General features: G+C 64.5%; 18 protein-coding genes and 1 pseudogene. 8 read left to right on the forward strand and 11 right to left on the reverse strand.

The genetic code is table 11. The annotated features are described in order from the left end of the window. Nucleotides 1–29: 29 nt before the first annotated feature. Complete coding sequence (locus ACMCNM_RS11080; protein ID WP_085273221.1) at nt 30–569, forward strand: histidine phosphatase family protein; 540 nt, start codon at nt 30–32, stop codon at nt 567–569. Nucleotides 570–581: 12 nt separating this feature from the next. On the opposite strand, the gene ACMCNM_RS11085 is transcribed toward ACMCNM_RS11080, so the two are convergent. Both ACMCNM_RS11085 and ACMCNM_RS11090 read right to left on the reverse strand, forming a co-directional pair. Beyond that, nucleotides 582–1,367 (reverse strand): sulfite exporter TauE/SafE family protein, encoded by a 786-nt coding sequence (locus tag ACMCNM_RS11085; RefSeq protein WP_027593979.1) that lies wholly within the window; start codon nt 1,365–1,367, stop codon nt 582–584. 121 nt (nt 1,368–1,488) lie between these two features. After that, entirely contained in the window at nt 1,489–2,094 is a 606-nt protein-coding gene (locus ACMCNM_RS11090; protein WP_033694146.1) for a helix-turn-helix domain-containing protein, read from the reverse strand. Nucleotides 2,095–2,209: 115 nt separating this feature from the next. Between ACMCNM_RS11090 and ACMCNM_RS11095 the strand changes: the two genes are divergently transcribed. From ACMCNM_RS11095 to ACMCNM_RS11105, 3 genes are all read left to right on the forward strand, one after another. Then, a complete protein-coding gene (locus ACMCNM_RS11095; RefSeq protein WP_412764347.1) occupies nt 2,210–3,346 on the forward strand; it encodes an NAD(P)/FAD-dependent oxidoreductase in 1,137 nt (378 codons plus the stop codon). A 12-nt stretch (nt 3,347–3,358) separates the two neighbouring features. Further along, nucleotides 3,359–3,736, forward strand: a complete 378-nt coding sequence (locus ACMCNM_RS11100; protein WP_027593976.1) for a RidA family protein — start codon at nt 3,359–3,361, stop codon at nt 3,734–3,736. 167 nt (nt 3,737–3,903) lie between these two features. Continuing rightward, nucleotides 3,904–4,968 (forward strand): hypothetical protein, encoded by a 1,065-nt coding sequence (locus ACMCNM_RS11105; protein WP_412764348.1) that lies wholly within the window; start codon nt 3,904–3,906, stop codon nt 4,966–4,968. Between the two features lie 76 nt (nt 4,969–5,044). Here the strand turns inward: ACMCNM_RS11105 and mcpA are convergent, their stop codons facing one another. Further along, nucleotides 5,045–6,931: a methyl-accepting chemotaxis protein McpA gene (gene mcpA / locus ACMCNM_RS11110; RefSeq protein ID WP_027593974.1), complete on the reverse strand. Its 1,887-nt coding sequence runs from the start codon at nt 6,929–6,931 to the stop codon at nt 5,045–5,047. A 141-nt stretch (nt 6,932–7,072) separates the two neighbouring features. Then, a complete protein-coding gene (locus ACMCNM_RS11115) occupies nt 7,073–7,951 on the reverse strand; it encodes a LysR family transcriptional regulator (RefSeq protein WP_099453457.1) in 879 nt (292 codons plus the stop codon). 102 nt (nt 7,952–8,053) lie between these two features. Here ACMCNM_RS11115 and ACMCNM_RS11120 point away from each other — a divergent pair, with 102 nt between their 5' ends. Next, nucleotides 8,054–8,482 carry a PACE efflux transporter gene (locus ACMCNM_RS11120; RefSeq protein ID WP_027593972.1) on the forward strand — a complete coding sequence of 143 codons (429 nt, stop codon included), beginning with the start codon at nt 8,054–8,056 and terminating at the stop codon, nt 8,480–8,482. Between the two features lie 63 nt (nt 8,483–8,545). Here ACMCNM_RS11120 and ACMCNM_RS11125 read toward each other — a convergent pair whose 3' ends face one another. The 5 genes from ACMCNM_RS11125 to ACMCNM_RS11145 all read right to left on the reverse strand — a co-directional run bounded on the left by ACMCNM_RS11125 (nt 8,546) and on the right by ACMCNM_RS11145 (nt 13,116). Then, the gene (locus ACMCNM_RS11125) at nt 8,546–9,610 is read right to left on the reverse strand and encodes a hypothetical protein (RefSeq protein WP_412764349.1); all 1,065 of its coding nucleotides are present in this window, start codon (nt 9,608–9,610) and stop codon (nt 8,546–8,548) included. A gap of 188 nt (nt 9,611–9,798) precedes the next feature. After that, nucleotides 9,799–10,479, reverse strand: coding sequence for a GntR family transcriptional regulator (locus tag ACMCNM_RS11130; RefSeq protein WP_027593970.1), 681 nt, complete (start codon nt 10,477–10,479; stop codon nt 9,799–9,801). 15 nt (nt 10,480–10,494) lie between these two features. Then, a complete protein-coding gene (locus tag ACMCNM_RS11135) occupies nt 10,495–11,199 on the reverse strand; it encodes a FadR/GntR family transcriptional regulator (protein WP_099453459.1) in 705 nt (234 codons plus the stop codon). Nucleotides 11,200–11,243: 44 nt separating this feature from the next. Next, nucleotides 11,244–12,554, reverse strand: coding sequence for a C4-dicarboxylate transporter DctA (locus tag ACMCNM_RS11140; RefSeq protein ID WP_027593968.1), 1,311 nt, complete (start codon nt 12,552–12,554; stop codon nt 11,244–11,246). Between the two features lie 247 nt (nt 12,555–12,801). Next, nucleotides 12,802–13,116 (reverse strand): helix-turn-helix domain-containing protein, encoded by a 315-nt coding sequence (locus tag ACMCNM_RS11145; RefSeq protein ID WP_186683120.1) that lies wholly within the window; start codon nt 13,114–13,116, stop codon nt 12,802–12,804. 164 nt (nt 13,117–13,280) lie between these two features. Here ACMCNM_RS11145 and ACMCNM_RS11150 point away from each other — a divergent pair. From ACMCNM_RS11150 to ACMCNM_RS11160, 3 genes and pseudogenes are all read left to right on the forward strand, one after another. Then, a pseudogene (locus ACMCNM_RS11150) lies at nt 13,281–13,712 on the forward strand (PAS domain-containing protein); the annotation flags it as partial. Between the two features lie 126 nt (nt 13,713–13,838). Beyond that, nucleotides 13,839–14,948 (forward strand): methyl-accepting chemotaxis protein, encoded by a 1,110-nt coding sequence (locus ACMCNM_RS11155; protein ID WP_371097562.1) that lies wholly within the window; start codon nt 13,839–13,841, stop codon nt 14,946–14,948. Between the two features lie 12 nt (nt 14,949–14,960). After that, nucleotides 14,961–16,655: a putative bifunctional diguanylate cyclase/phosphodiesterase gene (locus ACMCNM_RS11160; protein WP_186683118.1), complete on the forward strand. Its 1,695-nt coding sequence runs from the start codon at nt 14,961–14,963 to the stop codon at nt 16,653–16,655. A gap of 69 nt (nt 16,656–16,724) precedes the next feature. Here ACMCNM_RS11160 and ACMCNM_RS11165 read toward each other — a convergent pair whose 3' ends face one another. Both ACMCNM_RS11165 and ACMCNM_RS11170 read right to left on the reverse strand, forming a co-directional pair. Then, nucleotides 16,725–21,551, reverse strand: coding sequence for a dermonecrotic toxin domain-containing protein (locus ACMCNM_RS11165; RefSeq protein ID WP_412764350.1), 4,827 nt, complete (start codon nt 21,549–21,551; stop codon nt 16,725–16,727). 75 nt (nt 21,552–21,626) lie between these two features. Continuing rightward, nucleotides 21,627–23,414, reverse strand: a complete 1,788-nt coding sequence (locus tag ACMCNM_RS11170) for a sigma-54-dependent Fis family transcriptional regulator (protein ID WP_412764351.1) — start codon at nt 23,412–23,414, stop codon at nt 21,627–21,629. Nucleotides 23,415–23,547 lie beyond the last annotated feature (133 nt).

The raw sequence follows: 23,547 nt of genomic DNA on the forward strand, positions 1-23,547 counted from the left end.
CGCTCCCGCCTGCCATGAAGAGAGCACCGGTGAAAGCCGTTCGCCTGACCCTCGTTTGCCATGCCCTGACCCACGCGCAGAAGACCGGCTGCCTGCCCCGGCCGGAGGACGGCATCCTGGCGCTTGAGCAACCGCCCGTGTCAGCTGGACCTGCCGTGCAGGTGCTGAGTGCGCCGGAGCGGCGGGCCTGCGAGACGGCGGCATTTTTATCGGCGCAAGCACGGGTCGAACCGGCATTGGCGGATTGCGACCTGGGGTGTTGGCAAGGCTTGTCGCTCAAGCAGTTGCAGGCAGCTCATCCACAGGCGTTGTCCGAATGGCTGGAAAACCCCGACAGCACACCGCATGGCGGCGAATCGTTCGCCCAGCTGTGCCAGCGCGTGGCGGTTTGGCTGGCGGCGTTCGACACGCCGGGTGAATGGCTGGCGGTGACTCACCCCATGGTCATCCGCGCCGTACTGGTCCAGCTATTGGGGTGTCCGATGAGCGCCCATCAGCGCATTGATGTGCTGCCGCTATCGCGCCTTGAACTCAGCTTCGCCGGGCAGTGGCGTCTGCGTCTGGGTTGATAGCGGTGGCAATCAGAAGGCCAGTTTGTAGCCGATCAGCAACAGCATCGCGGCCAGGCACGGGCGCAGCACGCGGTCGGAAATCCGCCCGGTAAGGTGGCTGCCCATGTAGATACCCGGCAACGAACCGAGCAGCAGGTAACCCAACAGCGACCAGTCCATGTTGCCCATGCCGGCGTGGCCCAGGCCCGCAACCAAGGTCAGCGGTACCGCGTGGGCGATTTCGGTGCCGACCAGGCGGCGGGTCACCAGGAACGGGTAAAGCAGGAACAAGGCCACGGTGCCCAATGCGCCAGCGCCGATGGAAGTCAGGGTGACCATGACGCCCAGCACGACGCCGGTGAGCACGGTCAGCGTGTTCAGGCTGCGGTCGCTGAGGTGATAGTGGTCACCGGCATGACGGCTGGCGAATGCCTGCAGGCGCGATTTGAACAGAATGGCCAGTGCGGTGAGGATCAACACCACGGCCAGGCCTTGTTTGATGATGGCGTTGAGCGCCGAGGTGTCGGTATGCAGGGTGCTGAGGAACCACAGGGTGAGTGCGGCGGCGGGCACGCTGCCCAGGCTCAGCAGGCCGGTGATTTTCCAGTCGATGTTCTTGTTGCGGGCATGCACCCAGACGCCACTGGCCTTGGTGATGGCGGCATAGAGCAGGTCGGTGCCGACAGCAGTGGCCGGGTTGATGCCAAACCACAAAAGAATAGGGGTCATCAGCGAGCCGCCACCTACGCCGGTCATACCGACGATGAAACCCACGACCAGCCCGGCAAGGGTGAAACCGAAAGAACCTACATCCATACGCTACTCGACTGCCCAACTTTGCCCGTTATCGGATGGAAGCCAGCATATAGAATTTTTAATAGCCAAATAGACTAGTTCGTTATTAGGTTATAACTGCGTGTTGCCTGTACGGCGCCGCTCAGCGGTCCGTCATGACCACCATCACCTGCGCATCACCGCCGTCTTCGCTTTCCGACAGGTAGATATGCCCCACCTGGCTATTGAAGTAGGCCGTCTCTTGCGGGCCGATGCTGACGGCTTCACCCGTCTCGAACTCGATGCGCACACGCCCGCTGAGCACCAGTGCGAACTCTTGGCCTGGGTGGCGGATAAAGTCGTCGAACTGCCCGCGCTCGCGGGCGATGATGCGGGCATAGGCGGGTGTCATGCGCCGCTCGGGGAATGCACCGGCGATCGGGTGGTAGTCGTAGGTACCCGTCGCGTAGCCTGCCACCGCGGCCAGTGAGTCCACCACCACGGTGACCGGCACCGGCGTATCGGCCGTGCCGCTGGCACGGAACAGCTGCGCGATATCGACATTCAGCGCGCGGGCAGCGGCGGCCAGTTTTTCGTAACTCACCGAGACCTGGGCAAGCTCCATTTTCGACAAGGTCGACACCGGCACGCCGCTGGCTTCGGACAATTGCTTTAGGGTCAACTGGCGCGCCTTGCGCACTTGGCGCAGGCGCCTGCCGACGGCGGCGCGGTCTAGCAAGGGCAGTGCATCGGGACGGTCATCGGGCATTCGGGGCACTCGGCATACGGCGTTGGTCGGGCATATTACCTTGGACACTTGCGCAGTTCTAAATTCTCATATATTAGAATTCTCATAAATGATAATTATCGAAGCAGGAGCGTGCATGACCCCGATCTACGACACCCTGATCATCGGCGCAGGCATTGCCGGCGCCTCCTTGGGTTATCGCCTGGCTGGCCAGCGACGGGTGCTGCTGCTCGAGCGCGAGTCACAGCCGGGCTATCACTCGACCGGGCGCTCGGCTGCCATGTTCATGGAGGCCTACGGCACGCCGCAGATTCAGGCGCTGACCCGTGCCAGCCGAGCGTTCTACGAAGCGCCGCCCGCAGGCTTCTGCGAACACCCTTTGCTTGAGCCGCGCGGCTGCCTCTATGTCGCCAGCCATGAACAACAGCAACTGCTCGAACAGACCCATGCGCAGAACCTGGCCAATGGCACCGAAGTCAGCCTGCTCGACCGCGACGCGGCGCTGGCGCTGGTGCCGAGCCTGCGGCCCGAGGTCGTGGCCGGCGCGGTGCTGGAGCCAGGCGCCATGGACTTGGACGTACACGCGCTGCACCAAGGGTTTTTGCGCGGCTATCGGGCTGCCGGGGGTGAACTGCGCTGCAACGCGGAATTGGCCAAGGCCCGCTTGCTCGATGGCGTGTGGCAGGTGGAATTGAGCGATGGCAGCTGTGTCCAGGCTCATCAACTGGTCAATGCGGCAGGTGCCTGGGCCGACCACGTCGCCGAGCAATGCGGCGTGGCGCCCATCGGCCTGCAGCCGTGCCGCCGCAGCGCGTTTACTTTCCCCGGCCCCGCCGAGCAGGACTTCGCCCGCTGGCCAGCGGTGATTGGCGTCGACGAGAGCTTCTATTTCAAGCCCGACGCCGGGCAACTGCTCGGCTCGCCCGCCAACGCCGACCCGGTCGAACCTCAAGATGCCGCGCCCGAAGAGCTCGATGTGGCGGTGGGCATCTACAACATCGAAGCCATGACCACGCTGACTATCCGCCGCCCAAGCCACAGTTGGGCCGGTTTGCGTTCGTTTGTTGCCGATGGCGACCTGGTGATTGGTTTCGATTCGCGCATGCCTGCGTTTTTCTGGCTGGCGGCGCAAGGTGGCTATGGCATCCAGTCGGCCGCAGGTGCTTCGCGCCTGGCAGCTGACCTGCTGCTCGGCCAGCCGCTGTGCCCTAGCCTTGTCAGCCAGGGGGTGGCGCCTGAACGCCTGTCCCCGGCACGTTTCCAGCAACCGTGAAAGGAGCTTTCCATGAGCAATGATATCCAGCGTTTTCCCAGCAGCCTGCCATTTCCGTTTTCCCGTGGGGTAAAAGCCGGCGGCTTTCTGTTTCTGTCTGGCCAAGTGCCGATGAGTGCCGGCGGCGAAGTGGTACGGGGTGACATCCAGACCCAGACCCGAGCGGCCTGCGAACGCATCGCCGAGAGCCTGGAGGCGTGCGGGGCACGCTTCGATCAAGTGGTGAAAGCCACGGTGTGGCTGTCGGACATGAGCCACTTCGCCGGCTTCAACGAGGTTTACAAGGAATTCTTCGGCGCCGCCTTGCCGGTTCGTTCGACGGTGGCCTCGGCGTTGGCGCTGGGGGTGGATGTAGAGATCGAGGTGCAGGCGTTTATCGGCCAAGCGTAACCGTTCACTGACCCAGCAGGAAATTGTAGGCGCAGCCTTGTGCTGCGTAAGGGGCCGGATGCCCATGGCATTGCTGTGGTGCTGCTGGCCTCTTCGCAGCACAAGGCTGCTCCTACAGGGGTTCTTTGCCGCAGTGACGCACAACAACAATAAAACCAGAGGTTCACATGCAAGAGCAGCTGAAAATCGCCGGGGCCTTCGTTGGCGTGATCGTGGGGGCGGGCTTTGCTTCGGGGCGGGAACTGTTGTTGTTCTTTGTCGATTTCGGGGTGTGGGGGCTGGTCGGCGCGCTGGTCAGTGCCGCCTTGTTCACCTTCCTCGGCATGGCCCTGGCGGGCTTGGGCAACCGGCTGCGGGCCACATCGCACAAGGATGTGATACAGGCCATCTGTGGCCGTCACCTGGGCCTGTTCGTCGACTGGCTGATCACCTTCTTCATGTTCGCCGTCACCGTGGTCATGCTGGCCGGTGGGGGTGCACTGCTGGAGCAGCAGTTCGGCATCCCGGCGTTGACCGGCAGCGTACTGATGACGGTCGTGGTGGTGGGCATCGTGTGCCTGGACGTGCGCAAGGTGATCCTGGCCATCGGCGCGATCACCCCGTTGTTGATCCTGGTGGCGTCGGCGATTGCACTGTACGCAGTGTTTACCCGCGAGCAGAGCTTTGCCGACCTCGATCACCTGGCGAGCCAGCAGCAGGCCGGTACCCGTCATTGGCTGTTGGGCGCGTTCTTGTATGTGTCCTACAACATCGTTGCCGGTGCGCCGATCCTGGCCATTCTGGGGGGCTCGGCCAAGGGCGAGAAGACTGCGGTGTGGGGCGGGTTGCTGGGCGGTGCAGCGCTCGGTGGCCTGATGTTGGTGATGAGCGCCGGGCTGTTGTCGCGCCTGGACAGCGTTGCCGATCTGCCGATGCCGATGCTGTCGATTGCCAATGAGGTGTCGCCGCTGTTGGGGCTGGTGATGTGCCTGATCATTTTCGGCATGATCGTGAACACGGCGGTGGGCACTATGTTCTCGTTCCTTTCGCGGCTGTTGCCGCCTGGCACGGCGACGTTTCGCTGGGGCTCGGTGGTGACCGGGGTGGTGGCGTTTGGCTGTAGCCTAGTGGGGTTCATCAGCCTGGTGGGCGAGGTGTATCCGCTGTTTGGCTACCTGGGGTTTGTGCTGATGGCGGCGGTGTTGCTGGCCTGGGTGCGGCGAGGCAAGGCGGTAAAAGCGGTGGTGGTGTAGCGGGGTTGCAGCGCAGCCCATTCGCGGGCAAGCCCGCTCCCACAGAGGGGAGAGGGCTTGCTGGCGAACGTGACACTTAGATTCTGAAGCTGCCCACCAGCTGCTTCAATCGGCCAGCCTGTTGGGCCAACTGATCGCAGTGCAGCAGTGTCTCGTTCAGGTTCTCGACGCCTTGCTGGTTGAGGGCGTTGATCTGGGTGATGTCCAGGTTGAGGCTCTCGACCACGGCAGTCTGCTCTTCAGTGGCAGTGGCCACCGACTGGTTCATGCCATCGATCTCGCCAATGCGCTGAGTCACGCTGGCCAGGCGCACACCGGCCTGGTTGGCCACCTGCACGGTCTGTTCGCTGGAGACCTGGCTGGTGTTCATGGTGTGCACCGCCTCGCGCGAGCCCACTTGCAGGCTGGTGATCATGCGATGGATCTCTTCGGCCGACTCCTGGGTGCGGTGCGCCAGGTTGCGCACCTCGTCGGCGACCACGGCGAAGCCACGGCCGGCTTCACCGGCACGCGCGGCTTCGATGGCGGCGTTGAGCGCCAGCAGGTTGGTCTGCTGGGAAATGCCTTTGATCACATCGAGAATCTTGCCGATTTCGTCGGTGCTGGCGTTGAGCGTTTCAATCTGCGCGCACGATTCGCTGATGCGCTGCGACAGGGCGGTCATGGCACTGATCGCTTCCTCGACCACTTCGCGGCCACCGTGGGCCTGCTCGCTGGCGCCGCTGGCATGCTGCGAGGCGTCGGCGGCGTTGCGCGCGATCTCTTGGGTAGCAGCGCCCAGCTCGTTGATGGCTGCCGCCACACTGTTGGTGCGCATGCTCTGCTCTTCGGAGCCGGTGATCGAGGCGTTGGAGGCGTTGACCACCTTTTCCGACAGGTCATGCACCAGTCGCGTGGCCGACGACACTTCACTGATCGAGGCATGGATGCGTTCAACGAACCGGTTGAACGACATCGCCAGTTCGCCGAACTCGTCCTTGTTCTGCACGGCCAGGCGGCGGGTGAGGTCACCTTCACCTTCAGCGATGTCGCGCATGGCACGGCCCATGGTGGTCAGCGGTTGCATCAGCACCGGGATCAACAAGCCCAGCAGGCCGGCGATGGCGGCCACGGCGATGAGCATGGCGATGATCGCCGAGGTGCGGAATTGGCTAAGGGCGGCGTAGGCCTTGTCCTTGTCGATCGACAGGCCGATGTACCACTGGGCCGACGGCAGGCCGTTGACCGGGGCAAAGGAGATCAGGCGGTCCTGGCCATTGAGGGTGACATCCTGCATGCCCGAGGCGACGCGCAGGCCACTGCCGGGGTAGATGTCCTTGAGGTTTTTCATCACCTGGTCTTTGTCCGGGCTGACGATGACCTGGCCATTGCTGTCAGCAAGGAAGGCATGGCCGATGCCGCCGAAATCGACCGAGTTGATGATTTCTACCAAGGTGTCGAGGGTCACGTCGCCGCCGACCACACCGATCAGTTCACCGTTGCCTTTGCCCTTCACGGGGGTGGCAATGGTGACCATCAAGCCGCCGACGGCGCCTTGGTAAGGTGCGGTCAAAACGGTCTGCCCGGCGCTTGCCGCGGTGCTGTACCACGGGCGTTGGCGGGGGTCGTAACCGGCGGGCATCTGCGCGTCTGGGCGCTGGGTGAATGCACCGTTGGCCTGGCCCAAGTAGGTGAACAGGAAATTACGCGTATAGGACGGTTGCTCGACCAGGCCGTTCAGGGTATCACCGGCGCCTTGCTGGCCAATGTCCTGGGCCAGGTTTTCCAGCACCAGGATGCGCCCGCTCATCCAGTTCTGCACGCTGCTGGCAGTCAGTGCGCCGGATTGCTGCACCGAGGACTCGATATTCTGGCGAATGGTGTTGCGTTGCAGGTAGTCGTTGTAGAGGGTGAACAGGGCAAAAGCCAGGACCACGACGCCGCACGCGCTGAGCAGGATCTTGTGGCGAAATTTCAGGTTCATGTTTCGAGACCTTGAGCCAATCAGGGGGGAGGGCACAGCGCACTCATGACGCGCTGCGCCCTGTCGTCTGGCTATCGGCTTGAGGGGTAAAAAATTGAAACACTTAGCGAAATTTCTTTAGGCCGTTTCGACGAACGGCATTCAGCGTTTACACAGCTGTTCGATCAACAGCCGCGCCGCCTGGCGCAGCGGGTGCTGCTTGCGCCACAGGATGTGCACGGGCAACTGCAGTTCATTACGGGTATTGCGAAAATCCAGCCGCACCAGCCGCCCGGCCGCCAGCAGCGGTGCAATGCGCGAAAGCGGCAAGTCACCCCAGCCCAGGCCGGCCTCGACCATCTGCAGGGCGACGTCGAAGCTGTCGGTGGACCAGTGCGTGGCACCGATCAGGGCGCGCGGGTCGGTCAGCGGCAAGTCGCGGCTGCGCACCAGGATCTGGCGCACATTGATCAGGTCTTCAAGGTAGTGAATGCGTGCGTCGAGCAGCGCCGGGTGGGTGGGTGACAGGGTAGCCACCAGCGACTCCATGCCGATGTACTGAAAGCCGCGACGGGCATCGACCTGCAGGCCGGCGAAGGCTACGCAGAGGTCGGCGCGGCCACTGTCGAGCAGGTGCAGGGCTTCTTCCTGGGGGGCGCTGAGCAGCGCGATGTCCAGCAGCGGGTAGCGCTCACCGAGCTGGGCGATGGCGCTTAACAGCGGGCGATGATCGACGTCGGGGACCACCGCGATGGTCAGGCTGCTCTCAAGCCCCTGGGATAACTCCAGGGCATGCACCTGCAGCAGCCCGAGTTGTTCGGCGATCAACCTGGCGTGGGGTTCCAGAGCCAAGGCCTGGGCCGTCGCCCGCACTTCGCGCGGGCCGCGTTCGAACAGGCTGTAGCCAAGCTCTGCCTCAAGGTTGCCGATGGCCATGCTCACGGCCGACGGCACCCGGTGCAGGGCGCGTGCGGCAGCGGAGAACGAACCGCGGTCGAGCACGGCGAGAAACAGTTGAATGTTGTCGCTGGAAAAGTTCATGGCAGCCTCCTGTCAGTTGATCTGACAGCTGCTGACTTTTACTGTCAAGAAGATTGAAGCATTCTCGCCACCATCGTTTTTTGACTTTGGAGGTAAACCCAGGTGCAGGGGCTCAAACGCAAACTGGTCTATGTGACTTTCTATGAACTGATCGGGTTGTGCATGTCCACCCTCGGGCTGGCGTATCTGTCAGACACCCAGGCTTCCCACACCGGGCCATTGGCCGTGATGATCACCACCATCGCGATGCTCTGGAACTTGATTTACAACACCCTGTTCGAGCGCTGGGAGGCCCGCCAGGCCAAACGCGGGCGCAGCGTGGCCCGGCGCGTGGCGCATGCCATCGGTTTTCAACTGACGTTGGTGGTGTACCTGATTCCGCTGATTGCCTGGTGGCTGGACATGAGCCTGGTCGAGGCGTTTCTGGTGGACCTGGCGTTCATCATCCTGGTGCCGTGCTACACCTTTGCCTACAACTGGGCATTCGACAGGCTCTTCGGCTTGCCCACCTCGGCGCTGGCCACTGCCTGACAGGTTGCTGAAACGCCCCTTGTGAGCAGCCTTGTGCTGCGAAGAGGCCTGCACAAGCAACCCCTAAGGTGGCAGGCGTATCAACAAAGGCGCCTGCCGCTGTTCCGCCTGCGGCGCTATCGGCTGCTCCACCGGCCGCGGCGCACTGGCCAGCAAACTGTCCTCGACCTGCCCCGACAGGTAATACACCCCCGCCATCGCCCCGCTCTGGCGGTTCTCCATCAACTCCTGCCATTCCTGGTTCAGCGCCACGTTGAGGATCACCCGCAACTGTTCGACCATCTGCGGTTGTTCACGGCCGTGGGTGATCATGCCGTACCCGGTTGCCGCCACCGAGATCATCGCCCCAGCCACCTTGCCCACCGCAGAGGCCACGGCACTGGCGATGCCGCGTGGGGCCAGGGTGGCGCCGAGCTTCTCGCTGGCGCGGGTGGCCACCGACGACAGGCCCACGTCGGTCTGCCCCGGGCCTTTGCTGGCTTGTTGGTGCAAATGCTCACGCATGGCTTGCCAGGCCGGTTGTTGGTCCAGCGACTTGGCCCGCAGCAGTTGGTAGAGGCTGGCATTGCGTGCAGCGGGCGGGCCCAGAGCGATGGCAGGTATCCGGTTGAGGCGCTGGCTGAATTGCTCAGCCGGTGCGTTGTAGCGGGCGATGATGCCAGGCAGTTGCTGGCCGAACAGTTGCACGTACAGTTCACAGGCGCGGTCGCGAATACCCTCGGGGTTGATCTGCTCGGCCACGGGCTCGATCACCCGTTCGTGGTACTGCTCCTGCAGGTATAGCGCCAGGCGTTTTTCTGCAGGCTCACGGCCCTCGCCACTGTCGAGCTTGTACCAGGCGACCTTGAGGGTCAGCCATTGTTGGGTCCAGTAGCCGGTGAACCAGGGGATGAAGTCGCTCTCGGTGCGTTGCTGCACCTGCTCCTTCCACACCCGCATCGAGCGGCGGGCGTAGTCGTTGGCCGACCCGGCGGCACCGACTGAGGCCTCGATCAGGTCCTGGTCGATGCGCTGCCAGGCAGCGGGGGTGAGCACGGCGGGCGGTGGCGGGGCAGGCGGGCGCTTGCTCGCACAGCCGCCGAGGGCCAGCAACAGGCACAGTAGCAGTAAGGGGATACGCGAGCTCACGCGGCCGCCTCCCTGGGTAGAGGCTGGGGTGGTTTCTCGAGTATAGAGAGAAGGCTGCCAGTAGGAGCGGCCTTGCGTCGCGAAAGGGCTGCGAAGCAGCCCCAGGATTTCAGCCTCACCGAAACATTGCAGGGGGCCGCTTTGCAGCCCATTCGCGACGCAAGGCCGCTCCTACAACGACAAAAAACTCAGCCCAGGTCGAGCTTGTCTTGCAGCCGGTCCAGGTGCTCGTGCATCAACGCCAACGCTGCGGGGGCATCACCTGCCTCGACCGCATCGATGATCGCCGCATGTTCTTCCCAGGCACAGTGGTCGCAGCAGGGCGACTCATAGCGGGCGATGATCAGCGAGGTCATCGGCACCAAACCGTTGAGAAACCGCGCCAGCGGGGCGTTGGCGGCAACCTGCGCGAGCTTCAGGTGAAACTCGCCGCCCAGGCGGATGGCCGCGCAGCGCTCACCGTTTTCGTGGTGTTGGCGCTCCCGCTCGACCAGCAGGCGCAGCTGGCGGATCTGCGCCGGCCGGGCGCGTTGCGCGGCGAGGGTGATCAAGGTGGTTTCGGCCAGGCGCCTGGCACTGAGCACCTGGCGCGCCTGGTCGGGGTCGGGTGCGGCCAGGTGCGCGGTGTGGCTGGGGCGCTGAACCACCACCTGTTGGTCCGACAGGCGGCCGAGCACCCGGCGTATCACCGTGCGGCTGACACCAAAGGCATGGCCCAAGGCCTGCTCGGGCAGCAGCGCACCTGGCGGCAAGCGCTGTTCAAGGATTGCGTCGAACAGCCGTGGGTAGATCTGGTCGGCCGACAGGCGAGTTTCGCCGGCGGCGAGCAAGGCAGGCAGGCGGGGGGCGGCGTGGGCGCAGGCGGTCATGGTCGCTCTCCTGGGTCAAGGGCGGGGGTGTTCGTCCGGGATGTTGAGTTGGATGCCCATGCGCTGGCCTTCGGCAAGGATGTGCTGGCGCATCTGGGCGCTGGCCTCGGCGCTGTTGCGTTCGCGGATGGCGCGCACCACGGCATCGTTTTCCTTCAGCCGTGCGGCCAGGTGTTCGGGCGAGTTGCGCAGCATGTCGGCGCTCTGCTTGAGGGCGTTGCTGGTCTGCTGCACCACGCTCTGGAAGATCGGATTGGTGGTCAGGGCGAACAGCGCCTCATGCAAGGCGATGTAAGCTTTGACCCCGGCTTCGCTGTCATCGGCCTCCAGCGCTTCGCGCATGTCCATCAGCGTCAGGCGCAATTGGCCGATGTCGTGGCTGTTGGCCGATTGCGCGACCAGGCCGACGATGAAGGGCTCGAGGGTGTAGCGCAGCTCCAGTACATCGGCCAGGCTGGCCGACGCGCTGGTGTCGATGCCCGGCTCCTGCAGGGCAGCATCGGCATCCAGCACCAGCACGCCTTTACCGGGCAGCGCGCGCACCAGGCCCAGGGTTTCCAGCACGGTGACGGCTTCGCGCAGGCTGGGGCGGCTGATGCCCAGTTGTTCGGCCAATTCGCGCTGGCCAGGCAGCATATCGCCGGAGCGCCACTGGCCTCGGGCCAGGGCTTGGCGGAGTTTTTCCACCACTGAGTTGACGACGGTCGATGAGCTGATCACGGTTCGCTCCTGGAAGGGCCGGCGTCATCGCCGGCCGCGTTCGATCAGAATTCCTGTTGATGGATGTTGGGCTGCTTGCGGGGCGTGTGGGCAAAACCGGGTTTGCCAGCGAGTACGTTCTGCGCGCGCTCCAGGTCGATGTCCTTCTCCCAGCGCGCGATGGCCACGGTGGCCACGCAGTTGCCGATCAGGTTGGTCAGTGCCCGGCCGATGCCCATGAACCAGTCCACCGCCAGCACCAGCACCAAGCCCACCACCGGAATCGCCGGCACGGCGGTCAAGGTGGCGGCGAGGATCACCAGCGCCGAGCCTGGGATGCCATGAGCGCCCTTGGAAGTCACCAGCGAGACCAGCAGGATGGTCAACAGGTCGGTCATCTCCAGTGGCGTGCCGGTGGCGTTGGCGATGAACACGATGGCCAGGGTCAGGTAGATGGAGAAACCGTCGAGGTTGAACGAGTAGCCGGTCGGGATCACCAGGCCGACGGTGGAGGTACCGATGCCCAGGTGCTCGAGCTTGCGCATGATCTGCGGCAGTACGGCGTCGGAAGAGGCGGTGCCGAGGACGATGGTCAGCTCTTCACGCAGGTATTTGATCAGGGGCAGCAGTTTCAGCCCCGACAGGCGCATGACGGTACCGAGGACAATCAGCACGAAGCCGGCGCAGGTCAGGTAGAACAGTGCCACCAGGCCACCCAGGTGCTGCAGCGACTCGAGGCCATATTTGCTGGTGGTGAAGGCGATTGCGCCGAACACACCAATGGGCGCCAGGCGCACGATCATGCCCATGATACGGAAGATCACGTGGCTAAGTTCGTTGATCAGACGCGAAATACCTGCCGCCGAGTCGCCCACCAGGTTCAGCGCGCTGCCGAACAGCACCGAGAACAGCAGCACCTGCAGGATGTTGTTGTCAGCAAAGGCGCCGATCACCGACGTCGGGATCAGGTCCATGAAGAAGGCGGTGGCACCATGGATGTGCTGGCCGCGCTCGGCCAAGCTGCTGGCGTCGGCGCTGGACAACTGGTCCAGGTGGATGTTGGCACCGCTGCCAATGCCGCTGGTGAAGGCGAACACCAGGCCGATCACTAAGGCGATGGTGGTCAGTACTTCGAAGTAGATGACTGATTTCAGGCCGATCCGCCCAACCTTTTTCAAGTCGCCAGCACCGGAGATACCGCTGACCACCACACAGAAGACGATCAAGCCGATGAGCATCTTGATCAGCTTGATAAAGCCGTCACCGAGGGGTTTGAGTTGCAGGGAGACTTCGGGGAAGCTGAGGCCGCAGGCAATGCCGAGGGCAAGGCCCAGCACGACTTGCAGGAAGATCGAACGCGAGCACCATTTGAGCATGGGAGTGATCTCTGGTCGGTGTCCTTGCTTCGATGCCGCGAGGGTCAAAGAGCGCAGGACTTAATTATTGTGGTCTTACCGGTTTGTTCAGCGCGAGGCCATAAAAGCGCGAAAAATCCTACATTGCAAGTGATTTTGGCCTTACCGGTCTGACCAGTTGTGGGGCAATTGGCCCTGCCAGGCTCTAATTCGGTGCATGCCATTTATCGGGGCTGAACAGCGCCCCCAGGTAAACCGATGAATCAGGTCAGGGCTTGGCCAACGCCTGGTCCACTGCTGCAATCAGCTTGCCAAGATCTTTGGGCGGGGCGTTGTGGATGACACCGAACAGATAGGCGCGCTGCTCCTCTTCGTCGTCCGGTTCGGCGAAGAAGTCCTTGGGTTTGATACCCAGTACGCCTGCGAAGGCCATGAGCGCGTCGACGCTGGGGGTATAGGCGCCGGTCTCGAAACGGCTGATGGTCTTGGGGTCGAAGCCGGTTCGCTCGGCGAATTGTGCCTGGGTCAGACCCGCCAGCTTGCGGTAGCGGCGCAGGGCAAAACCCAGAGCTGATCTCGTCATCACTTAATTCCCATTTAGAATCAAGAACTTAACGATATCTATCCGCATGGCGCAACGCCATGATCGATCACCTTTATTTGATTTATGTGATGAATTTCGTAGAATTCGCGGCTTGACCGGACAGTCATCGTCGAGTTTCCAGTGTCATTCGGCCTCATGCCGGTATGGCTGGAAGCGCATGTGCACATTGGAGCGGATCGCTGCGTATCGGTTCCGATGGTCGTCGATGGGCAGGGTGCCGGTTCGTCAGTGAATGGAGTCTCATCGTGCGTCTCAATCTCCCGGTAACCCCGGTCGAGCAACGTTTCCCCTCGGGTCAGCGGCTGATTTCCGCCACCGACACCGCCAGCCACATTACCTACTGCAACCCCGAATTTGCCGCCATCAGCGGTTACAGCGAGGCCGAGCTGATCGGCAGCCCGCACAACCTGGTGCGCCACCCCGACATGCCGCCAGCGGTGTACGCATTGATGTGGCGCTACCTCAAAGCCGGCAAAAGCTGGATGGGCATCGTCAAGAACCGCTGCCGCAATGGCGACTTCTACTGGGTCAATGCCTACGTCACGCCGATCCTGGAAGACGGCCGGGTGATCGGCTACGAATCGGTACGGGTCTGCCCGACTCGCGAACAAGTCAGCCGTGCCGAGGCCCTGTATGCGCGACTGCGCCAGGGCCAGGCGCCGCTGTCGTACGGCCGCCGCCTGGCGTTGCTGGGCCAGGCCATGGCCTTGCCGCTGCTGGGTGGGGTGTTGGCGGTGAGCGCCAACCAGTTCTGGCCAGGCTGGCCCGGGCAGGGCCTAACCCTTGCGTTGTTCGCGGCCTATGGCCTGTGGATGCGCAACGACTTGGGCCGCCAGTTGCGGCGGGTCATCCAGGGCGCCGAAGGCACCTTCGCCGACCCCACCGCGGCGTTGACCTACAGCGACCTGCCGGGCGCCGCCGGGCAACTGCAGCTAATTTTGATTGGTGAAGAGGCGCGCCTGAAAACCGCGTTGACCCGGCTCAGCGACCTGGCCACGCAGATGGCAGTAGCCGCGCACGATGCTGGGCGTCTGTCGCGCGGTACCGAAACGGCCCTGCTGGAGCAGCGCGCCGAAACCGACCTGAGCGCAACCGCGATGGCCGAGATGACCGCCTCGATCGGCGAGGTGGTCAACCATGTGCAACTCACCGCCGCCGAGGCGCATACCGCGCACCTGCTGGCCGAGCAGGGCAGCCGCGTGGCCGATGCCAGCGGCACGGCGATCCGCGCCCTGGCCGGCACCGTGGACCAGATCAACCAGGCGGTCACCCACCTGGCTGGTCAGACCGGCGCCATCGCCGAGGCGACGGGGATGATCCGGGGCATTGCCGAGCAAACCAACCTGCTGGCGCTCAATGCCGCTATCGAGGCCGCCCGTGCCGGTGAGCAGGGCCGTGGCTTTGCCGTGGTGGCCGACGAGGTGCGGGCGTTGGCCGACAAGACCCGGCAGTCGACGTTGCATATCCAGGCCATTATCGATGGCCTGCGCAGCGGTGCCGAAGAAGCCGTGGCCATTGCCAGCCAAGGCATTCAGGGCGCCGAGCAGGGCGTTGCCCAGGTGCAGGAGGCCCAACAGGCACTGCACGGTATTCGTGAAGCGGTGCAACGCATCAGCGGCATGAGCCAGCAGATGGCCACAGCCTCGCAGCAGCAGTCTGCCGTGGCTGAAGAGGTGTCGCGGCAGATCAACGGTGTGGCGGGCATTGCCCAGCACAGCGCCCATAGCGCCAACGCTGCCGCCTCGCGCGGTGCCGAGCTGGAAGAGGTGTGCGCCGGATTGCGCGCCCTCGTGGAGCGCTTCAACCGTTAGGGCAGGATGCTTATGGACGATAACTATCGCGCGGCCGTGGACGCGGCCGCGATCTTTTCCGAAACCGACCTGCGTGGCTGCATCACTTACGTCAACCAGCAGTTTTGCAGCATCTCCGGTTACAGCCGCGACGAACTGCTGGGCGCCAACCACCGCATTCTGAATTCCGGCCTGCACGAGCCGGAATTCTTCCTCGGCATGTGGCGGGCGCTAACGGCGGGCAAGGTGTGGAAGGGCGAGATCTGCAACCGCGCCAAGGACGGTTCGTTGTACTGGGTCGACAGCACCATGGTGCCACTGGTCGACCCGCTGACCGGCAAGGTGCGCAAGTATGTGTCGATCCGCTTCGACGTCACCGAGAAGCGCCAATTGCTGCACACCTTGCAATGGCGGGTGGGGCACGATGTGCTGACCGGGCTGCCCAACCGCGCCTACCTGTCCGACCTGCTCAACCAGGCACTGGCGTTCTCGCGCCGTGAAGACATCCCGCTGGCGGTGTGCATGCTCGACCTGGATGGCTTCAAGGCGGTCAACGATGGCTACGGGCATGCCACTGGCGACCTGTTGCTGGTCGAAGTGGCGCAGCGCTTGAAGGGCATCTTGCGCGGGGGGGATGCCGTGGCCCGGTTGTCGGGTGACGAGTTTGTGCTGATCCTGCGCAATGTCAGCGACGACCGCCAGTTGCATGCGGCCCTGTGCCGGGTGCTGCGGGCGCTGGCGGCCACCTATGTGGTGCGCGAGCACACCCTCTCGTTGAGCGCCAGTATTGGCGTCACGCTGTACCCGCTCGACGATGAGGACGCCGATACCCTGGTGCGTCACGCCGACCAGGCCATGTATGTGGCCAAGCAGCGTGGGCGCAACCGTTACCACGTGTTCGATGTGTCCCAGGAGCAGGAACTCAAGGCCACCCACCAGACCGTGACACGGGTGCGTCGGGCACTGCGCAATCGCGAGCTGTGCCTGTACTACCAGCCCAAGGTCAACCTGCGCAGCGGTGAGGTGCTGGGTTTCGAGGCGTTGCTGCGCTGGCAACGGCCGGGCCGTGGCCTGGTGCCGCCGGGCGAGTTCCTGCCGTTGGTGGAACAGACCGACCTGATCATCGAAATTGGCGAATGGGTGATCCACCAGGCGCTGAGCCAGTTGCAGACCTGGCAAGGGCAGGGGCAGCCGTGGTCGGTGAGTGTCAACATTGCTGCGCGGCATTTGCAGCGCAGTGATTTCGTCGAACGCCTGGAACAGTTGCTGGCGGAGCACCCCGGGGTTGACCCGGCCCGGCTGGACCTGGAAATCGTCGAGTCGGTGGCCATCGACAACCTGCAGCATGTCAGCCGTTGCCTGGATGCCTGCCGGGCCTTGGGCGTGCGCTTTTCGCTGGACGATTTCGGCACCGGCTATTCGTCGCTGAGCTACCTCAAGCGCTTGCCGACCCAGACCATCAAGATCGACAAGTCGTTCGTGCGTGACATCCTCCATGACCAGGATGACCTGGCCCTGACCGGGGCGGTGATCGGGCTGGCGCGTGCGTTTGGCCGCGAGGTAGTTGCCGAAGGCCTGGAGAGTGTCGAGCATGGGCGGGTGCTGATGGCACTGGGTTGCGAGCTGGCGCAGGGGTATTTCATCGCCAGGCCGATGCCCGCGAGTGAAGTGCTGGCCTGGGCGCAGGGGTATCGGCAGCCTGAGCAATGGCGCAGCGTTAAAGGCTGAAGTCCAAGCGCTTGCAGCCGAATCGGCTGCGGGCGACACGCCCTGCAGGGGCCTGCCACCCGCTGTACGTCAGGCGGCCTGGAACAGAGCCTGGGTCAACTGCCGGTAGAGCTGGTCTCGCGCCTGCTGGCGGGTGCTGAGCAGCAGGCGGCCAGCCAGCGCGTAAAGCTCATCCTCGCCACTGTAGCGCCCCGACACCAGGTCGATGCGCTGCAAGGTGCCCTCCACCCGCCATGCCAGCCCCGGTACGGTGTGGGTCTCGCGCTCCAGCGCGGTGATGAACGCCAATGGAACAGCGGGCCCGCGGTAGGCACCGGGCGCGGTGGTGGGTTCACTCAACTCGGTGTAGTACTCCGAAGCAGCCTCCCAGTCACGTGCGAGCGTTTCGAATGGCTCAGGCCGTAGCCGCCGAACCCAGGCGCGCCAGAAGGGTTGCTCACTCGCCCAGCGTGCCAGGAAGGCAGCATCCGCCTCATTTTCGACTGCCAGGGCCAGGCGTTGCAGGGTGGCCTCGCTCAGTTGCGCCAGGTAGCCAAAGGCGATCTGCCCAGGTTGTTCGGGCAGGCCCAGGCGTTCGCGCAGGGCGATGCGTGCGACCAGGGCGATTTCAATTTCGTCGGGCGGTGTTTGTGGGTCGCTCAGGTGTGCATCGCTCAAATCGTCTTCCGCCACCAGGGCTGGTGCGGCCTGGCGTTCGCTGTCGTTTTGCGCATCGCTCAAGGCCTGCCGGCGTGCCCGGCGAGCGTTGTACAGGGCGCCTATGCGTTCATCCAGGCGGCCCTGGCGGGCCAGGCCAGTGGCGACGGACACAGCGACCGCTTCGTCGGTGGCGCCGGGGTGCGCGGCAGCCACGCTACGCCACACCGACACCTGCGTTTCGACCCGCTGGAACAGCAGGCTGGCCTGGTCCACGCAGGCCTCGGCTGCGTCGTTGATCTCGGTGAGTACTTGCTCACGCAGCTCGGCGAGGCCCCAGCCCGCGTCACCGACGTCTTCGCGGGTGAGCGTGCGCAGTACATGCACGATGCGCTCACGCGTGCGCACCGGGTTAGCCAGGTACTCCGGCGTTTGCGCCATGCGTTCGGTCAGGCGGTACACGGGCGCCCACTCAGCGTCTTCGGCATTGGCCTCGCGGTGTGCCTCAAGCTCGGGGGGCAATTCGATCACCCAGGCCTCGTCCTCCAGGGCTTCCATGTCCGGGATGGCCGTCAGCCCTGCGCCGAACAGGCTGCGTTGGGCCTGCTCACTGAAGGGGTTGTCGTCGAAGTCGTAATAGGTGCCTTCATCCCCGCTACGTATCGCTTCAGCGAACGCCGTGTCGTGCAATTCGGGTGCATCGACCAACCGGTTGCCACTGAGGTCGAGCGAGCGCAGCACGAGTGGGCGTTGATTCATCAAGCCTGGCAGGCCTTCGGGCCATTGGGTGATACCGGCGCGGTCGAGGTCTAGGGTTTGCAGGTGCTGCCAGCCGGTCACGTCGGGTGCCAACTGCAGTGGGTTTTCCCCTAGGCGCAGCGAGTGCAGCTGGTTGAGGCGGCCCAGCGCCGCGCGGCTTTCTGCGGTGAGGGTGATTTCGCACGAGCCCAGGCTCAATTCGGCCAGCGCGGGCCAGCCTTGCAACGCCTCGAAGTGTTCGGTTTGCAGTGCGAGCCTGTTCAAGTCGGCCCTCAGCGCGTACAGGTGCTGCAACTGGCCGAGTCGCTGCAGAGCGGCGACCGGCAGGCTCTCCAGGCCGCCAGAGAGGTTGAGCCGCTGCAGGCGGGGCAGGCGCGTCAGTAGATCGATATTGTGTGCCTCCTGCAAAGCCACGACGTTGCACTGCAGGTCCAGGGTTTCCAGTTCCGCCATCTGGGCCAGGGCGCCGGGCAGCAAACGCAGCCTGTTGCTGGCCAGGTCCAGGTTACGCACGCCAGGGAAGGCCTGCAGGAAGCCATCGAGGTTGATCGCTTCGCCATGGGGTGAGTCGACGACCGTCAGCCACCGGACGTGCTCCAGGCGCGTGGGTAAGGTCGGCAATGCGCCCAGGTCCTGGGCTTCCAGTGCCAGTTCCAGCTGATCGGCCTCCACGCCTTCCCTGCGCCAGGCCTGGCGTATGCGCCGTGCGGCCTCCGTCCGCGCAGCGGTGCGTTGTTCGAGGGTGTCCATCGCCAGGCCTTCTGTGTCATTTACCCAGCCATCCAGTGTGGTGTTCAGGCGCTGGTACTCTTCGCGCAACTGTTCGAGCAGCCGGGTGAAGGCGCCTGGGCTTTCACCGGCCTCCAGGCGCAAGCGCTGGCGCAGCCACTCGCGGTCACCGGGGTGGCGGCTGGGGTACAGCGTGTCGAACAGCTCGTCGTCATTCAGCCAGCCCCGGCCACGGCCGCTGAGGGGGTAGCCGACACGGCCGCCCGGCGCGAGCCGTGTGGGCCGCCGATACAGGGTGCGCACAGGCGCCATACCTAATTGCTTGGCGGCGTACGTGCGGTTGCCGGAGGCCTGTTCGAACAGGGCGTCACGCAAGGGCTGCGGGTCATGTATCTGCAAGCCAAGGGCGATGCGCTCGCTGTCAGGCAGGGCGTTGAGAATGGCCTGGTAGAGCGTCGTGTGGCCGGCCAGCGGTTGGCCGTGTTCGTCGTAGGGTTGGTAGCCCCGATCATCGCGCACCACGGTTTTGCCGGCTCGTCCCTGGGCGTCAGTGCCCTGCAGTCGTGGGCCTTGCAGGTTGCCCTCTCGCAATTCGAGGTACACCTCGCCCGTCCAACCCGCTAGCCGTCGCAGAAAACCCACGGCCAGGGCATCACGGTCCTGCACCGGGCCGCTGTGCTGATAGAAGCGCAGCAGGGCGCGGTCGAGGCGTGCTTCGTGCTGGTAGGCGCGGGCTGTTTCGGCTACCGAGAGCGGCAATCGGCCCCTTCGTTGGCCAAGGGCCAAATCCTTGGTACGGGTGTTGGCAAGGATCTCGGCCTTGGCTCTGCGGCTAAGGGACGGGAAGTCCCGGCCAAGCAGCAAGGTGGCGGCGTCGGTGCTGGCTGCCGAGGGGGTATCGGTGGCGCCCAGTGCTTGCAAACAGTCGAGCAGCAGGGCGGGGGCGGCTTCCTGATCGACCACCACGCGGCGCACGGCTGCTTCGCTGAAACCACTGCAATGCAGTGCGCGCAGCAGGGTTTCATCACTCACCGCCGGGCCGCTGTTGGCGATGCGCCGCAGCAGTTTGGCCGCGTCCCACGCCAAGGGCTGTTCGTGCTCCAGCAACCACGGCACCTGGCCATTGCCGAGCAGGCGAGGGGCGCGTTGATGGCCTTTCGCGTGCGCCAGCTGCCAGCGACTGTCGGGGGCTTTTTCCAGCGGCATGGCCTTGCCCTCCAAGTTGATCCACGGTTGGCCCTGCCAGTGGTGCAAGCCATCCGCTCCAGGGGTGCCTGGCGGCCAGGGCGCCTCGCGGGTGAAGGGGCGCAGGTCGCCGTGCCACAGGCGCTGGCCTGTTCTGCCGGGGAGGCGTGTCCAGTTTTCAAGGGGGCCTGCCAGCTGGACCGCGCTGTGCACGGCACCCAGTGCCGCAACCTGCAGCAGGCTATTGAGCACACCGAACAGGTGGCTGATGGCGGCCTCGGTTTCGCCTTCGTTCAGCGCATGGACGCCTTCGAGGAACTCGCCCACGATTTGCGCCCCGCCGACCACCAGCATCACCTCGCCCAAGGCAGGTACGAAGAAGCTGGCCACATTCAGTACAGTCAGCCCCACACCCAGCCAACCGAGCAGCCGGGCAGTTTGCGCCGCCGCGTCGAACTGCGCCGTGGGCACAGCCAGTGTCACGGCATCTGCCAAGGTGGTTTGCACCTGGTTGCTGGCCCTGGCGGTGAAGCATTCGCCGGGCCACGGCGTGAAGTCCAGTGGTAGGCGGGCGTTCTTGTCCAGGGTTTCTTGCCACAGGTCGTGGGGCGAGGGGAACAGCCGGTTGATCCAGTTGAATGACTCACCTTTCTCCAGTGTAGGCGGGGTCGGGTACAGCGCTGCGTAGGGGTAGCGCGGGTAGAGTATGTGCCGCAAGCGGGCGGCGAAGGCGGGTTGCTGCGCGTGGCTGACAAAGCGTTTGAAATACACACGAAAAGGCTCCTCCCATAGCCGCTTCGTGAGTGCTGTGCCGACGGCCTGCAAGGACGAGTACTGGTGCAGGGCGCCTTGGGTGTCCCCGGGCAGGTAAAGCAGGCACGGTTCGGTCTGCCCGTGTGGCTCGAGTCGCAGCAGCAGGGCGCCACTCAGCGGGAAACCGAGCAGGCTCAGGTAGCCACATTGCAGGCGCCTCGCCCCGCCGAGCGTCTGTACCTCGCGCGCGCCAGCAAGCGCGGCCTCGCCCAAGGCTTCGCCGCGGCTGTCGATGTGCCCTTGCAGCTGCGCTGATAACAATTCGGCCGCGAAGGCGGCGCGGTCCTGCTCACCCAGCAACGCGCGAAAATCAGCAGTGTCGACGTGCTCGCGCAGGTGGTCCAGGTAGCGCTGGCCAAGGTCGAGGCGCCGTACGCCTTTCACGAATCGCACGGTGTCGAGCTGTTCCAGTTCAGGCGCATCCTGATTGGCATAGAGGCGTACCGGCGTGTCCGCTTGCAGGTTCTGCAGGGCGGCTTCCAGCCAGGATCGACTGCGCAGGTGGCCCGTGGTGCGCTCGGTCAACACGGTGGTATCGAGTGGAGGCAGCGACACGCCGGGGTACCAGTGTGCGAGCGCGTCCTTCAACAGCGGTCGGCAGAACGCCTCTACCGATTGCAGCGGGGCAAGGGCCTTCTGCAGTGCACGTGTGGCGCGGTGGCTGTGCAGCAAGTGGGTTTTCAGGGCCTCGCGCTGATGCGGGGAAGTCTGGCGAAGCCAGCCGGGCAGGCGCTGTTGAATCAGGCCTACGTGATGGGGGTGCAAATGGCTCATGGGCTGCTCCTGACAGGTTGGAGCAGCGAGGGTAATGACCCGCATTAGCCCGGCTTCAGTATGCTGATAGCACCTTCAGCGCCCACCCTGCAGGTGGGCGGGTTCGAGCCCCTGTTCACGCAAGCGTTTGTACAGGGTGGTGCGGCTGATGCCGAGCAGGCGTGCCAGCGATGAGATATTGCCGCCGCAGCTGTGCAGCAGGTTGGCCAGGTCCGTGGCAGGGGCGGGTGGCGGGCAAGCGCGAGGTGTGCCGGCCTGGGCAAGGAAACACGCTGAAAAGTGTTCGGTGCCGATGGGCTGGCTGCCAGCGAGGGCCAGCGCCACCTGCACTACGCTGTTGAGCTGGCGCAGGTTACCTGGCCAGGGGTGGTGCAACAGCAGGTCGAGTATGTGCGGGGGCAGTTGCCGGGGTTGCCCGGGGGCGAGGTGCCGGGCGTGCACCTGCTCAATCAGCGCGCGTCGATCACTGCGTTCGCGCAAGGCGGGCAACACCAGGGTCAACCCGGCCACGCGGTAGTAGAGGTCCTCGCGAAACTGCCCGTTGCGCACGGCTTCGGCCAGGTCGCGGTTGCTGGCCGAAACCACGCGGATGTCCACGGTCACCGGCTCACCGCTGCCCAATGGCTGAATGCTGCGCGATTGCAGCACACGCAGCAGCCGGGCTTGGGTCGGCAGCGGCATGTCGCCGATTTCGTCGAGAAACAAGATGCCGTGGTCGGCCTTGCGGATCAGCCCGGAGTTGCCCTTGTGGTGGGCGCCGGTAAAGGCCCCTTTGTCATAGCCGAACAGCTCCGACTCGACCAGCTCGGCGGGGATCGCCGCGCAGTTGACTGCAATCAGCGGCTGCCCGGCGCGGCGGCTGGCGCGGTGCAGGGCCTCGACGAAGACTTCCTTGCCAACCCCGGTTTCGCCTTGGATCAACACCGGAATGTCTTTTTCCAGTAACAGGCTGGCCTGGGCCAGGGCGTTGTCCATACGTGGGTCGACAGGGCCAGGGGCCGGGCGCTTGGGGCTGTGGCGCGGCGCTTGCCACTGGCAGTGAAAGCGGTGGCGCCCGGCGGCCTGCAAGGCGAAGGGTTGTTGCGGCGGCTGGGCTAGCAACTGCTGCAACGGGACTTGGAACAGTTGCTCGAGGTTTTGCCGCAGCGGGTTGTCGCCGAGCAGGCTGTCGGCCCGGTGATTGGCCGCAATGACCTGGCCGCGCTCATCGAACACCAACAAGCCCGCCCAGGGGCTGTCGAGGTTGTCGGAGGCGCTGTTGAACAGCAGTTGGGCGTGGTGGTCGGCATGCTGCGCCAGTATCAAACGGTTCTCCAGGCTCTGGCCCATCATCCGTACCAGGCCGAGCGTCTGGCTGGCGGGCAAGTATCCGTCGCTGGCCACATCGAGTGCGCCGACCAGTTGCCGCTCGCCATCGAACACCGGCGCCGCAGCGCTGCACAGGTAGCGGTTCTGGCGCAGGAAGTGTTCATCCTGGCCCACATGAATTGCCTCGGCGCAGACCAGCGCCGTGCCGAGTGCGTTGGTGCCCACACCGCGCTCGTGCCAGTGCGCGCCGGCACTGAAGCCGTGGCGCTGGCGCGGGTCGACGAAGCGCCGCGAACCCCAGCTGTCGAGCAGGCAGCCACCGGCGTCGGCCAGCATCACCAGGTAGCTGGCGTTGCCCAGCAGGTGTGCGTACTGCGGCAGCACCTCATCGCGTGTCAGGCGCAGCAGGGCCTGGCGGCGCTCCAGCAGGGCGCTCAGTTCGGCCGGCGGCAGGCAATTGAAATCGGGTGGGCTTTGCGGTTGCAGGCCGTGGTCGCGACAACGCGCCCAGGATGCCTGGATCAGTTGGGCATGCGGCGAAGCGGATGCGGCCATGGGCCTGTCCTGTGTGATTGTTGTTATCAGCCGACCGCTGTTCAGTGTTGTCCACCGTTGTTCATTGTCAAACCTTCGCGTGTTCAGTTGTGCAGCGAATGTGTTCAGCTGTGAACAGGCCATGGCTGACCTT

The sequence above is a fragment of the Pseudomonas sp. NGC7 genome (assembly GCF_047159675.1).
Taxonomy (GTDB): Bacteria; Pseudomonadota; Gammaproteobacteria; order Pseudomonadales; family Pseudomonadaceae; genus Aquipseudomonas; species Aquipseudomonas kermanshahensis.

Bases quoted from the DNA above. Each gene is read 5' to 3' on its own strand.
- ACMCNM_RS11085 (WP_027593979.1), bottom strand. From the start codon at position 1,367: ATGGATGTAGGTTCTTTCGGTTTCACCCTTGCCGGGCTGGTCGTGGGT.
- ACMCNM_RS11090 (WP_033694146.1), bottom strand. From the start codon at position 2,094: ATGCCCGATGACCGTCCCGATGCACTGCCCTTGCTAGACCGCGCCGCC.
- ACMCNM_RS11095 (WP_412764347.1), top strand. From the start codon at position 2,210: ATGACCCCGATCTACGACACCCTGATCATCGGCGCAGGCATTGCCGGC.
- ACMCNM_RS11100 (WP_027593976.1), top strand. From the start codon at position 3,359: ATGAGCAATGATATCCAGCGTTTTCCCAGCAGCCTGCCATTTCCGTTT.
- ACMCNM_RS11105 (WP_412764348.1), top strand. From the start codon at position 3,904: ATGCAAGAGCAGCTGAAAATCGCCGGGGCCTTCGTTGGCGTGATCGTG.
- mcpA (WP_027593974.1), bottom strand. From the start codon at position 6,931: ATGAACCTGAAATTTCGCCACAAGATCCTGCTCAGCGCGTGCGGCGTC.
- ACMCNM_RS11115 (WP_099453457.1), bottom strand. From the start codon at position 7,951: ATGAACTTTTCCAGCGACAACATTCAACTGTTTCTCGCCGTGCTCGAC.
- ACMCNM_RS11130 (WP_027593970.1), bottom strand. From the start codon at position 10,479: ATGACCGCCTGCGCCCACGCCGCCCCCCGCCTGCCTGCCTTGCTCGCC.
- ACMCNM_RS11140 (WP_027593968.1), bottom strand. From the start codon at position 12,554: ATGCTCAAATGGTGCTCGCGTTCGATCTTCCTGCAAGTCGTGCTGGGC.
- ACMCNM_RS11145 (WP_186683120.1), bottom strand. From the start codon at position 13,116: ATGACGAGATCAGCTCTGGGTTTTGCCCTGCGCCGCTACCGCAAGCTG.
- ACMCNM_RS11155 (WP_371097562.1), top strand. From the start codon at position 13,839: ATGGCCTTGCCGCTGCTGGGTGGGGTGTTGGCGGTGAGCGCCAACCAG.
- ACMCNM_RS11160 (WP_186683118.1), top strand. From the start codon at position 14,961: ATGGACGATAACTATCGCGCGGCCGTGGACGCGGCCGCGATCTTTTCC.
- ACMCNM_RS11165 (WP_412764350.1), bottom strand. From the start codon at position 21,551: ATGAGCCATTTGCACCCCCATCACGTAGGCCTGATTCAACAGCGCCTG.
- ACMCNM_RS11170 (WP_412764351.1), bottom strand. From the start codon at position 23,414: ATGGCCGCATCCGCTTCGCCGCATGCCCAACTGATCCAGGCATCCTGG.